This window comes from Rhizobium sp. CB3171 (assembly GCF_029714265.1).
GTDB lineage: Bacteria > Pseudomonadota > Alphaproteobacteria > Rhizobiales > Rhizobiaceae > Rhizobium.
Genome location: NZ_CP121652.1, coordinates 1534472 through 1547453, shown reverse-complemented (window position 1 = coordinate 1547453; position 12982 = coordinate 1534472). Strand labels below are relative to the sequence as shown.

Annotated in this window: 10 protein-coding genes and 1 pseudogene; 7 read left to right on the top strand and 4 right to left on the bottom strand. The window is 60.4% G+C overall.

The genetic code is table 11. The features are described from left to right. The first annotated feature begins 178 nt into the window (after positions 1–178). Positions 179–1195, top strand: a complete 1017-nt coding sequence (gene trpS, locus QA648_RS07645; protein WP_283050613.1) for a tryptophan--tRNA ligase — start codon at positions 179–181, stop codon at positions 1193–1195. 47 nt (positions 1196–1242) lie between these two features. Here trpS and QA648_RS07640 read toward each other — a convergent pair whose 3' ends face one another. Further along, positions 1243–2169 carry a pseudouridine-5'-phosphate glycosidase gene (locus QA648_RS07640; RefSeq protein WP_104823248.1) on the bottom strand — a complete coding sequence of 309 codons (927 nt, stop codon included), beginning with the start codon at positions 2167–2169 and terminating at the stop codon, positions 1243–1245. A gap of 46 nt (positions 2170–2215) precedes the next feature. Further along, entirely contained in the window at positions 2216–3160 is a 945-nt protein-coding gene (locus tag QA648_RS07635; RefSeq protein ID WP_283050610.1) for a carbohydrate kinase family protein, read from the bottom strand. A 239-nt stretch (positions 3161–3399) separates the two neighbouring features. On the opposite strand from QA648_RS07635, the gene recA reads away from it, so the two are divergent. From recA to QA648_RS07620, 3 genes and pseudogenes are all read left to right on the top strand, one after another. Then, the gene (recA, locus tag QA648_RS07630) at positions 3400–4485 is read left to right on the top strand and encodes a recombinase RecA (RefSeq protein WP_104825111.1); all 1086 of its coding nucleotides are present in this window, start codon (positions 3400–3402) and stop codon (positions 4483–4485) included. Positions 4486–4739: 254 nt separating this feature from the next. After that, positions 4740–7400 (top strand): alanine--tRNA ligase, encoded by a 2661-nt coding sequence (gene alaS / locus QA648_RS07625; protein WP_283050608.1) that lies wholly within the window; start codon positions 4740–4742, stop codon positions 7398–7400. A gap of 135 nt (positions 7401–7535) precedes the next feature. Further along, positions 7536–8367: pseudogene (locus QA648_RS07620) on the top strand (AraC family transcriptional regulator). 46 nt (positions 8368–8413) lie between these two features. On the opposite strand, the gene QA648_RS07615 reads toward QA648_RS07620, so the two are convergent. Together QA648_RS07615 and QA648_RS07610 are read right to left on the bottom strand one after the other, a co-directional pair. Beyond that, on the bottom strand, positions 8414–9040 hold the full coding sequence (locus tag QA648_RS07615; RefSeq protein ID WP_283050607.1) for a glutathione S-transferase family protein: 627 nt from the start codon (positions 9038–9040) through the stop codon (positions 8414–8416). Between the two features lie 118 nt (positions 9041–9158). Continuing rightward, on the bottom strand, positions 9159–10373 hold the full coding sequence (locus QA648_RS07610; protein ID WP_104823243.1) for an NADP-dependent isocitrate dehydrogenase: 1215 nt from the start codon (positions 10371–10373) through the stop codon (positions 9159–9161). Between the two features lie 235 nt (positions 10374–10608). On the opposite strand from QA648_RS07610, the gene QA648_RS07605 reads away from it, so the two are divergent. The 3 genes from QA648_RS07605 to murI all read left to right on the top strand — a co-directional run bounded on the left by QA648_RS07605 (position 10609) and on the right by murI (position 12982). Next, positions 10609–11199: a hypothetical protein gene (locus QA648_RS07605; protein ID WP_283050605.1), complete on the top strand. Its 591-nt coding sequence runs from the start codon at positions 10609–10611 to the stop codon at positions 11197–11199. 159 nt (positions 11200–11358) lie between these two features. Then, positions 11359–12201, top strand: coding sequence for an RNA methyltransferase (locus tag QA648_RS07600; protein WP_283050603.1), 843 nt, complete (start codon positions 11359–11361; stop codon positions 12199–12201). After that, a complete protein-coding gene (gene murI, locus QA648_RS07595; protein ID WP_283050601.1) occupies positions 12182–12982 on the top strand; it encodes a glutamate racemase in 801 nt (266 codons plus the stop codon). Before QA648_RS07600 ends, murI begins: the two co-directional genes overlap by 20 nt.

Below are 12982 nucleotides of genomic sequence, written 5' to 3'. Positions count from 1 at the left end.
CCGTGGCATCAAACCGATATGACCGACCTCGCTAACGCCAGCCTGCGGATGTGGTGGCGCTCCTTCTAGGAGCGGCAGTCGTCATTTCTTGAAATCGACCCTTGCCGCCGTGATCCGGCAGGCATGGTCATTTCCCGGCATCTTTCCGATCGCGGCGGCTCCTTAACGGAGCAACTAAATGTCACCTATCGATAATCGCCCGGTCATTCTCACAGGCGATCGGACTACAGGTCCCCTCCATCTCGGTCACTACGTCGGTTCTCTGAGGAACCGCGTGGCCCTCCAGCATACGCATCGGCAATTCCTGCTTCTGGCGGATATGCAAGCGCTGACCGACAACGCGCATGATCCGGAGAAGATTCGCCGGAACGTGCTAGAGGTCGTCTTCGATTATCTCTCCGTGGGGATCGATCCGGCCGAAACGACGATTTGCCTGCAATCTGCATTGCCGACGCTGGCCGAACTGACGGTACTGTATCTGAACTTCGTGACCGTCGGACGGCTGGAGCGCAACCCGACCATCAAGACGGAAATCCAGCTTCGCGGCTTTGAGCGTGATGTCCCAGCAGGTTTTCTTTGCTATCCCGTCGCTCAAGCGGCTGACATCACCGCCTTCAAGGCGACGATCGTTCCGGTGGGTGAAGATCAGGCTCCGCTGATCGAGCAAACCAATGAGATCGTGCGTCGTCTCAACCGGCAGGCCGGACGCGAGGTTCTTCCGGAAGCCGAGGCAATGATCCCGACGGTCGGCCGCCTGCCGGGCGTCGATGGCAAAGCCAAAATGAGCAAATCGCAGGGCAATGCCATCCCGCTATCCGTATCGCCGGACGATATTCGGCAAGCCGTACGCCGGATGTACACTGATCCCGCCCATCTGCGCGCCGCCGATCCGGGAAAGGTGGAGGGTAATGTCGTCTTCACCTATCTCGATGCCTTTGCCGAGGATAGGACTTTCGTCGAAGAGCTAAAGGAGCGCTATCGAAGGGGCGGTCTTGGCGACATGGTCGTGAAACAGCATCTTGAAGATATTCTGCAAGCTCTGCTGGCCCCGATCCGCGAGCGCCGTGCCCACTATGCCGCCGATCCCGGTTACACCCTGGAAGTCCTGCGGCAAGGTACGCTCAGGGCAAGGCAGCGGACGGAGGCAACCCTTGCGGAACTGCGCGCCGCCTTAGGTCTGTTCACATTGACCTAAAGCGGCTGCGCGGGTTGCCGTCCGTTATCGAAGCGACTCGCTTCCGATTATTCCGCCAGAGCAACCGCGATTTCCGCGGCAAGGCGCGCATTGTTTTCGACCAGTGCGATATTGGTCTTCAGGCTGCGGCCGTCGGTGATGTCGAAGATGGTGCTGAGCAGATAGGGAGTGACCGCCTTGCCGGCGATTTCGTCGCGCTCGGCGCTGTCCAAGGCGCGTTCGATGTAGATTTCCATCTCCTCACGCGGGATTTCATCGGCTTCCGGAACTGGATTGGCGATCAGCATGCCACCGTTGATGCTAAGCTGTTCACGGGTTACCTGGAAGTTGGCGATCGCGGCAGGGCTGTTCAAGGTCAGCGGGCTCGGCAGGCCGGAGGAACGCGACCAGAAGGCGGGGAATTCGGCGCTGTCGTAGGTGACGACGGGCACGCCGCGGGTTTCCAGCACTTCCAGCGTTTTCGGAATATCCAGGATGGCCTTGGCGCCGGCGCAGACCACGATGACGTCAGTGCGGGCGAGCTCTTCCAGGTCGGCCGAGATATCGAAGCTTTCCTCGGCGCCGCGATGCACGCCGCCAATGCCGCCGGTCGCGAAAACCTTGATGCCGGCCCGCGCTGCGGCGATCATCGTCGCGGCAACCGTGGTGGCGCCCGTGCGGCGCTCTGCAATGGCGAAGGCGAGGTCGGCGCGCGAAACCTTCATCGCGCCAGTCGTCTGGGCGAGCGCCTCCAGCTCTTCAGGCTCCAGGCCGATATGTAGCACGCCATGAATGACGGCGATCGTTGCCGGCACGGCGCCTTCCTGCCGGATGATCGCCTCGACGCTGCGCGCCATCTCGATATTGCCGGGATAGGGCATGCCATGGGTGATGATGGTCGATTCCAATGCCACCAATGGAGCGCCGCGCAATTTTGCTGAAGCAACCTCCTTCGAATAGGAGATCGGCAGCAGGGGTGAAATGGGCTTGGTCATGGTTGTGTCCAATTGGCTGAGTTGGGAAATGCGAAAATCGTGCGCTTCATGACAAAATAGCGGCTTCGGGAACAAGAGCCAGTATTGCCTTCAGAAGCTCGGGCGAAAGATCCTCCGCCGTGGCGAATGGTGATTGCACGGTGATCGCGGCGGCCGCTGCCCCATAGCGCACCGCCTCGCCGAGATCGTGACCGGCAAGCAGGGCGGCCAGAACACCGGCGGCGAGCGAATCGCCGGCACCGGTGACATCGGCAACCTCATCGATAACTGGCGGCTGCAGGCTGACGGCGGCATCGCCGGAAAAAGCGATCAGTTCGCGTTTGCCACGTGTAATGACACCACCCCTGAGGCCGAGTGCCCGCAATCCGGCGATCCAATGGCGCGGATCGTCCGGACGGCTCTCCGTCAGCGCCGCAGCTTCGGCCTCGTTCAGAAAAAGATGGTCGATGCCGGCAAGGCAGGGCTTCAGGCGCACCACTTTGGCCGGCGAAATCGCGATCGCGGCCAATGGCTTGCCGCAATCGGCTGCGCGCATTGCGATGGCGGCCAGCGTTTCGGCGGGTAGATTGGCGTCGCAAAGGATCAGGTCAGTGGCTTCGAAGGCATCGCGGATGGCGCGGATCGTCAGCCGGCGCGGCACGAACAGCTTATAGAGCTCCATGTCGGCGAGGGCGATCACCAGATTGCCATCGCGTTCGAGGATTGCCGTATAGCTCGGCGTCTTTCGATCGAGAAAAACGAAGGGCTTGTCGTCGACGCCGGCATTGAGCGCCGCTTCCGCCACCATCTCGCCGGCCGCATCGCCGCCACGCGGCGAGATCAGCCGCACATCAAAGCCGAGACGGGCCAGATTGCGTGCCGCGTTGAAGCCGCCACCGCCCGGTTCCTCGAACCATGCGCCCGGGTTGCTGGCCCCCGGCGCCGTCTCGCCGAAGATGCGGCCGCGCCGGTCGATATGGGCACCACCCAGAACGAGAATCTTCTTCGCCATATCGATCTCCTCAGCGCTTCCAAAGGCGAATCGAGCCGGCTGATATCTCACGCAAAATGCCCGGCAAGGACACGTAAGTACTTGCTATGAAAGAAGAAAACAAATGTAGAACGAAATTCATTTTACCATTTTCTTTCAATTGCTTGTTGTGCTCTTGCGACATGAGAACAAATAGAGTACACAATTCTCATCAGCGGCGACATTGCTTGAGCGGCTTCAATAACCTAAAGGTGGATCGGATGTCTCAGAATTCTTTGCGGCTTGTAGAGGACAAATCGGTGGATAAAAGCAAGGCACTTGAAGCGGCACTCTCTCAAATTGAGCGGTCGTTCGGCAAGGGCTCGATCATGAAGCTCGGCTCGAACGAGAACGTGGTCGAAATCGAAACAGTTTCCACCGGCTCCCTGAGCCTCGATATCGCTCTCGGCATTGGCGGCTTGCCGAAGGGACGCATCATCGAGATCTACGGGCCGGAAAGCTCCGGTAAGACGACGCTGGCGCTGCAGACCATTGCCGAATCCCAGAAGAAGGGCGGCATCTGCGCCTTCGTCGACGCCGAACACGCGCTCGATCCGGTCTATGCCCGCAAGCTCGGCGTCGACCTGCAGAACCTCCTGATTTCGCAGCCGGACACAGGCGAACAGGCGCTTGAAATTACCGATACACTGGTGCGTTCCGGCGCCATCGACGTTCTCGTCGTCGACTCCGTTGCCGCGCTGACGCCGCGTGCCGAAATCGAAGGCGAGATGGGCGACAGCCTGCCAGGCATGCAGGCCCGCCTGATGAGCCAGGCGCTGCGCAAGCTTACCGCTTCGATCTCGAAGTCCAATTGCATGGTCATCTTCATCAACCAGATCCGCATGAAGATCGGCGTCATGTTCGGCTCGCCGGAAACGACGACCGGCGGCAATGCGCTGAAGTTCTATGCCTCCGTCCGTCTCGATATTCGCCGTATCGGTTCCGTCAAGGAGCGCGAAGAGGTGGTCGGCAACCAGACCCGCGTCAAGGTCGTCAAGAACAAGATGGCACCGCCCTTCAAGCAGGTGGAATTCGACATCATGTATGGCGAGGGCGTTTCCAAGACTGGTGAGCTGATTGATCTGGGTGTCAAGGCTGGCATCGTCGAGAAATCCGGTGCCTGGTTCTCCTATAACAGCCAGCGTCTGGGGCAGGGCCGCGAAAACGCAAAGCTCTTCCTGCGCGACAATCCGGATCTTGCTCGCGAGATCGAGCTGTCGCTGCGCCAGAATGCCGGTCTGATCGCCGATCGCTTCCTGCAGAACGGCGGACCTGACGCTGATGACAGCGATGCCGCGGACGCGTAATTTGCGCGACCAAGTCCAGGACTAACCAAGACTAAAATTCAAAACCGGCCGTATTGTCCAAGGGATGTACGGCCGGTTTTGCTTGTGCGGCTGGACAGGGCCGGGAGCGGACGATAAAAGCCACTGGATTTGTTAAATATTGCCAACGCGTGATCCCCAAAAGTGCGAAGCGGTTTTTGGACAAGACCATGCTAGGTGAAGGAACATGAGCGAGATGGGACATCTCGCTCGAGGCAAGGACTGAAGGGCCCAATATGAGCGGTGTGAACGAAATCCGGTCGACCTTTCTCGACTATTTTAAGAAGAACGGCCACGAGATCGTGCCGTCGAGCCCGCTTGTTCCACGCAACGATCCGACGCTGATGTTCACCAATGCCGGCATGGTGCAGTTCAAGAACGTCTTCACCGGCCTGGAGCAGCGCCCCTACAAGACTGCATCGACGGCACAGAAATGCGTGCGCGCCGGCGGCAAGCATAATGACCTCGACAATGTCGGCTATACCGCGCGTCATCACACCTTCTTCGAGATGCTCGGCAATTTCTCGTTCGGCGACTATTTCAAGGAGCGCGCCATCGAGCTTGCCTGGAACCTGATCACCAAGGAATTCGGCCTCGACGCCAAGCGCCTGCTGGTGACGGTCTATCATACCGACGATGTCGCCTATGATCTCTGGAAGAAGATCGCCGGTCTTTCGGACGACAAGATCATCCGCATCGCCACCAGCGACAATTTCTGGGCAATGGGCGATACCGGTCCTTGCGGCCCATGTTCGGAAATCTTCTATGATCACGGCGACCATATCTGGGGCGGCCCTCCCGGCTCGCCGGAAGAGGATGGCGACCGGTTCATCGAGATCTGGAATCTCGTCTTCATGCAGTTCGAGCAGATCACTAAGGAGCAGCGGGTCGACCTGCCGCGTCCGTCGATCGACACGGGCATGGGTCTCGAACGCGTTGCTGCCGTGCTGCAGGGCAAGCATGACAATTACGACATCGACCTGTTCCGCGCATTGATCGAGGCTTCGGAAGAGGCGACCGGAGTCAAGGCCGAGGGCGAACGCCGCGCCAGCCACCGCGTCATCGCCGATCACCTGCGCTCCTCCGCCTTCCTGATCGCCGACGGCGTGCTGCCGTCGAACGAAGGCCGCGGCTATGTGCTTCGCCGCATCATGCGCCGCGCCATGCGCCATGCGCAGTTGCTCGGCGCCAAGGAGCCGCTGGTCTGGAAGCTGTTGCCGACGCTCGTCCAGCAGATGGGCCGCGCCTATCCCGAGCTCGTGCGTGCCGAAGCGCTGATTTCCGAGACGCTGAAGCTGGAAGAGACCCGTTTCCGCAAGACGCTGGAGCGTGGTCTGTCGCTGCTTGCCGATGCAACCTCGACGCTTCACAAGGGCGACAGCCTCGACGGCGAGATCGCGTTCAAGCTTTATGACACCTATGGCTTCCCGCTCGACCTGACGCAGGATGCGTTGCGCGCCCGCGGCATCGGCGTCGACATATCGAGCTTCACCGACGCGATGGAACGGCAGAAGGCCGAAGCTCGCTCGCATTGGGCTGGCTCCGGCGACAAGGCAACCGAAACCATCTGGTTCGAGCTCAAGGAAAAGTTCGGCGCCACCGAATTCCTCGGCTACGACACGGAGGCCGCTGAAGGCGTTATCCAGGCAATCGTCAAGGACGGTGTTGCCGTCGACAGCGCATCTGCCGGCGACAAGGTACAGATCATCGTCAACCAGACGCCGTTCTACGGTGAATCCGGCGGTCAGATGGGCGATACCGGCGTGGTTTCTAGCGACCACGGCAAGCTCACAGTCAGCGATACGCAGAAGAAGGGCGAAGGCCTTTTCGTTCATAGCTCGGAAGTGTCTGAAGGCAAGATCAAGATCGGCGACGCCGTCGTGCTGACGGTCGATCACAACAGGCGGTCGCGCCTGCGCGCCAACCACTCCGCGACCCATCTGCTGCATGAGGCGTTGCGCGAGGTACTTGGCACCCATGTGGCGCAGAAGGGTTCGCTGGTGGCGCCCGAGCGTCTGCGTTTCGACGTTTCGCATCCGAAGCCGATGTCGGCTGAAGAGCTGAAGGTGGTCGAGGATATGGCGAACGAAATCGTGCTGCAGAACTCGCCGGTCACGACCCGCCTGATGAGCGTCGACGACGCCATTGCCGATGGCGCCATGGCGCTGTTCGGCGAGAAGTACGGCGATGAAGTCCGCGTCGTGTCCATGGGGCAGGGCGTGCGCGGTGCCAAGGCTGATAAGCCCTATTCTGTCGAGCTGTGCGGCGGCACACATGTCTCCGCCACCGGCCAGATCGGCCTTATCCGCGTCCTCGGCGAAAGTGCCGTCGGCGCCGGTGTCCGCCGTATCGAAGCGGTGACCGGCGAATCCGCTCGCGACTATCTGACCGAGCAGGATGAGCGCGTGAAGACGCTGGCCTCGACGCTGAAGGTGCAGCCGGGCGATGTCGTGTCGCGCGTCGAGGCGCTGATGGACGAGCGTCGCAAGCTGGAGCGCGAACTGGCTGACGCCAAGCGCAAGCTCGCCATGGGGGGCGGTCAGGGCGGTTCCGCCGATGCGGTCCGTGACGTCAATGGCGTCAAGTTCCTCGGCAAGGCCATTTCCGGCGTTGACCCGAAGGATCTCAAGGGTCTTGCCGACGATGGCAAGACCAGCCTCGGCTCCGGGGTGGTCGCGCTGATCGGCGTCTCGGAAGATGGCAAGGCCAGCGCCGTCGTTGCCGTCACGGAAGACCTGACCGACCGCTTCAGCGCCGTCGATCTCGTCCGCATTGCCTCGGCCGCGCTCGGCGGCAAGGGCGGCGGCGGTCGTCCCGACATGGCCCAGGCCGGCGGTCCGGATGGCGCCAAGGCTGATGAAGCGGTTGAGGCAGTTGCTGCCGCACTCGCCGGCTAAGAGTTTTTTATTACACTGATCAGAAGCGGCGGGAGCTAATGGCCCCGCCGCTTTTGTTTTGTCCGCCAAACTCAGCAGGATTTGTCAAATCGAGATATGGTCTTTTGAGGCCGATCGATTTGCAAGGGGTTTGACATGAGTGGCGGAACGGCATGGGCGCTTTACGAGACCCGCCTGCGGCGGGTTTCGGCCCATATCCACGAGCATCTGGATGACGAGCTCGATATGGAAAAGCTTGCCGAGATCGCCTGCATGTCCAGCTATCATTGGCACAGGATCTATCGGGCGATCTATGGCGAGACGGCGGCGGCGACCGTCAAGCGGCTGCGGCTGCACCGTGCCGCCGGCGATCTCGTCAACACCCGTCTATCTGTCAACGACATTGCAAAGCGGTCGGGCTATCCCAACCTCCAGTCGTTCAACCGCATCTTCAAATCCGTCTACGGCACACCGCCGGCGCGATATCGGAATGAGGGAAGCCACACGATCTTCGAACCCAGTACCCAAGGAAGGATCACGGTCATGTTCGACGTTACGCTTCGCATCCTCTCGCCGATTTCGCTTATCGGTGTCGCCCATCGCGGCTCCTTTCGAAATTCTGTTCGGCACCATCTTCGCTCGCGGTCTTGCCAGGCCCGATATGCGGATGATCGGCGTCTATCTGGATGATCCCGACCTGATCGCGGTCGACAAATTGCGCTCCTATGCCTGCGTCAATGCTGGCGACGATATTGCCGCCGAGGCGCCCTTGGAACGGCGGACAATCGACGGTGGCGAGTATGCTGTGTTACGGCACAAAGGGCCGTATGCCGATATGTACAAGGCCTATCAGTGGCTCTATGCCGAATGGCTTCCTGCCTCCGGCCGGCAACTGCGCGATGCGGTGATGTTCGAAGAATATCTCAACAATCCACGCGATGTGCCGCCGACCGAGTTGCTGACGGAAATCCATATGCCGCTGCAATAACGGTATGATGTGCTGAATGAGAAGTTGGCTCTAGTCCATTGTCTTTTCAAGCATTCGCTTGCTTTGGCATCGCCGCATTGTCCAATTCGTTACCGCGGCGGTAGGCGTCGCGGTCGCTGACGCGACCCCAATAATCGATGAAAGCCTGACGCTTCTCGATGGTGCGGAAGTTGAGGCCCCAACCGACATGCGAACCGACATAGACGTCGGCGGCCGTGAAACGGTCGCCAGCGATGAACGGTGAGGCGCTAACCGCCTGTTCCAGAGTGTCGAAGACATGTTCCAGACTGCCGCAACCCGCCATGCGCAGGCGTTCGGGAGGGATTTCGAAGCCCAGCGCGCGGTTGGTCACGGCCATCTCCATCGGGCCGGCGGCAAAGAACATCCAGCGGAAGTAATTGCCGCGTTCGGCTGCCGTCGGCGCAAGACCGACCTCACGAAAGGTTTCGGCCAAATAGGCGCAGATGGCAGCGCATTCGGTGACGATGGTATCGCCGTGCTTGATGGCCGGCACCTTGCCCATAGGGTTCACTGAGAGGTATTCGGGCGCCTTCATCGCCGTGCCGAAGTCGAGATATTCGGTGCGGTAGGGCTGGCCGATCTCCTCGAGCATCCAGCGGGCAATGCGTCCGCGCGACATCGGGTTGGTATAGAAAACGAGTTCTTCAGCCATCTGTCTCTCCCTTTGTTGGGCGCATTCTATCCGCCGGTCGGTCAAGGCGGCAAGATTTTGGGCAAAAGAAAACCCGGCGCCAAGGCCGGGTTCTCGCAGGTTCCGATGTCGGCGAGGGTTAGGCAGCCATGGCCTTCTTGAGGTTTTCGTCGATCTTGTCGAGGAAAGCGGTGGTGGAGAGCCAGGGCTGGTCGGGGCCGATCAGCAGCGCCAGGTCCTTGGTCATGTAGCCGGCTTCGACGGTGTCGACGCAGACGGTTTCGAGCGTCGCGGCGAACTTGGCGAGTTCGGCGTTGTCGTCGAGCTTGGCGCGATGAGCGAGGCCGCGGGTCCAGGCGAAGATCGAGGCGATCGAGTTCGTCGAGGTTTCCTGGCCCTTCTGGTGCTGGCGGTAGTGGCGGGTAACCGTGCCGTGAGCGGCTTCGGCTTCGACCGTTTTGCCGTCCGGCGTCAGCAGAACGGAGGTCATCAGGCCGAGCGAGCCGAAGCCCTGGGCAACCGTGTCGGACTGAACGTCGCCGTCGTAGTTCTTGCAGGCCCAGACGTAGCCGCCGGACCACTTCAGCGCGGAAGCGACCATGTCGTCGATCAGGCGGTGTTCGTAGGTGATGCCGGCTTCGTCGAACTGCGCCTTGAACTCGTTCTGATAGACTTCTTCGAAGATGTCCTTGAAGCGGCCGTCATAGGCCTTGAGGATGGTGTTCTTGGTCGACAGGTAGACCGGCCATTTGCGCATCAGGCCGTACATCATCGAAGCGCGGGCGAATTCGCGGATCGATTCGTCGAGGTTGTACATGGCCATGGCAACGCCGGCGCCAGGAGCGTTGAAGACTTCCTTTTCGATCACCGTGCCGTCTTCGCCGACGAACTTGATGGTCAGCTTGCCCTTGCCCGGGAATTTGAAGTCGGTGGCGCGATACTGGTCGCCGAAGGCGTGACGGCCGACGACGATCGGCTGCGTCCAGCCCGGAACCAGACGCGGAACGTTCTTGCAGATGATCGGCTCGCGGAAGATGACGCCGCCGAGGATGTTGCGGATCGTGCCGTTCGGGCTCTTCCACATTTCCTTGAGGTTGAATTCCTTCACGCGGGCTTCATCCGGCGTGATCGTGGCGCACTTGATGCCGACGCCGTACTTCTTGATGGCGTTGGCGGCGTCGACGGTCACCTGGTCGTTGGTGGCGTCGCGGTTTTCTACCGAGAGGTCGTAATAGTCGATATCAATATCGAGGTAGGGGAAGATCAGTTTTTCTTTGATAAGCTGCCAGATGATGCGAGTCATTTCGTCGCCATCGAGATCGGCAACCGGGTTAGCGACCTTGATCTTCTTCATGCTTCTGCCTCGTTTAAGCTGATGGGGACCGGATGTCCCTGTGAGTGATATGAAGTCCCGAGGGCTATAGCACCGCAAGTCTCGAACGCAAAGCCGATAGAGGCGCCGAAACGGCGTTTTTGCCGATCACGTCCACTTCATCGCGACGCATGCTTTTCAAAGTCGGGCCATTGCTAAAGCGATGGATGCGACTAATGTCGCGCGAACGCTTCGCCGATCATCACGGATTTTTATCATGCAAAAAATTGCCGCAGCCGCGCTCTTCGCCGTTTTCCTTCCGCTCTCGCTCGGCGCCAGCTCGGCCGCGGCGGCCGACGTGATGGCACCGGTCAAGACGGTGATGGACGCGACCGTTTCCAATTGGGCGGGCGGTGACAGCGATTGGCAGGATATTTTCGACGATAGCAAGCTGAAGGACATCTACAGCAGGGATTTCGTTGCGAAATACCAGGCGGCGGCGCAGTTCCCGGCTGCGGATGAAGATGGCATTTCGCCCTTCGATTACGATGTCATCGTCGGCGGGCAGGATGCATGCCCATTGCAGGAACTGAATATCGCGCCGCAACCGCCGAAAGGCGACACGACGGAGGTGATTGCCACCTTCAAGAAATCTGTCTGCATGGGCACGGACGCCGATTATCAGAAAACGACCGCCGTACGCTTCGAAGTTATTCAGGAGGCCGGAAAGCCCGTGATCGACGACATCATCACGGTCGATGACGGCGGCCAGTCCAATTCGCTGAAATCGGTCATGCAGGACATCGTCAAACAGCAACAACAGCAGCCATCGGATCAGACGCCGCAGCAGGATCAGCCGCAGCAGTAATCGGGTCGTGGCCGGCGGGTTCTTATCTCGCCGGTCTTGCGGCCTGCCGGTATAGCCCGATCGATGCCGACAACCGACTTCGCCCTTGCCGATTGAGGCCCGCGCCGCTATTCCGGCCCTCATTAGCGCGGTATGCTTACCGCATGGGGATTTGAGTTCATGGCAGGTACCAACAGCGAGCGTCAACTTCTGGCCGAAGGGCCGGCCATCATTCTGGTCGAGCCGCAGATGGGCGAGAATATCGGCATGGTGGCCCGCGCCATGGCAAATTTCGGCCTGGCGGAATTGCGCCTGGTCAATCCGCGCGACGGCTGGCCGAATGAGAGGGCGCAGGCGACTGCCTCCAAGGCCGATCACATCATCGAGGCAACCAAAGTCTACGACACGCTGGAGCAGGCGATCGCGGATCTCAATTTCGTCTACGCAACGACCGCGCGTGAACGCGATGGCTATAAGCCCGTGCGTTCTCCCGTCGCCGCCGCCGAAACGCTGCGGGCAAGATTCACAGCCGGTGAGGGCACCGGCATTCTCTTTGGCCGCGAGCGCTGGGGTTTGACCAACGAGGAAGTGGCGCTTGCCGACGAGATCGTGACCTTTCCCGTCAATCCCGCCTTCGCCTCGCTGAACATCGCACAGGCGGTGCTGCTGATGTCCTACGAATGGATGAAATCCGGCATGGAGAATCTGGCCTCCGTACCCTTCCAGGCGGTGGAACAGCGGCCTTCCACCAAGGAACAGCTCTTCGGCCTGTTCGATCAGCTCGAAGAAGCGCTGGACGCACGCAACTATTTCCATCCTGCCGGGAAAAAGCCGAAAATGGTCGACAATCTGCGCACGGTCCTCTCGCGCCGGGCGTTTACGGAACAGGAAATCAGCGTCCTGCGCGGGGTGATCTCATCCCTCGACCGCTTCTCGCGCAAATCTCCGCGCGGCAGCGGCTCGCATCCCCGATCCCCTGCCGCGCCCAAGGAAACCACAAACGATGACAGCAACGGCGAATGAGCTGAAACCCATTCTGGTGTTCGACTCGGGCATCGGCGGCCTGACCGTGCTGCGCGAAGCGCGTGTGCTGATGCCGGAGCGGGGGTTTATCTATATCGCCGACAGTGCCGGCTTTCCCTATGGCGGCTGGGAAGAGCAGGCTTTGCGGGAACGCATTGTCGGTCTTTTCGCGAAGCTGCTGACCGAACATGATCCCGAAGTCTGCATCATCGCCTGCAACACGGCCTTCACGCTCGCCGGCGCCGATCTGCGCGCCGCCTTTCCGCAGATGACGTTCGTCGGCACCGTGCCGGCGATCAAGCCGGCCGCCGAGCGCACGCGCTCTGGGCTGGTTTCGGTGCTGGCGACGCCAGGCACCGTCAAACGCGCCTATACGCGCGATCTCATCCAGTCCTTTGCGACCCAATGCCATGTCCGCCTAGTCGGTTCCGAGAATCTGGCGCGCATGGCCGAAACCTATATTCGCGGCGATACCGTCTCGGACGATGCCATCCTCTCCGAAATCGCTCAGTGCTTCGTGGAGAAGGAAGGACGCAGGACCGATATCGTCGTGCTCGCCTGCACGCATTATCCTTTCATGGCCAATGTCTTTCGCCGGTTGGCTCCCTGGCCGGTCGATTGGCTCGATCCTGCGGAAGCGATCGCACGCCGCGCCCGCAGCCTGGTGCCGCTGGTGGCCGATGCCGTACATCCGGACAATTTCGATTTCGCCGTCTTCACTTCCGGTACGCCGGATTTTTCGACTCGGCGGCTAATGCAGGGTTTCGGGCTCAAGGCTTGA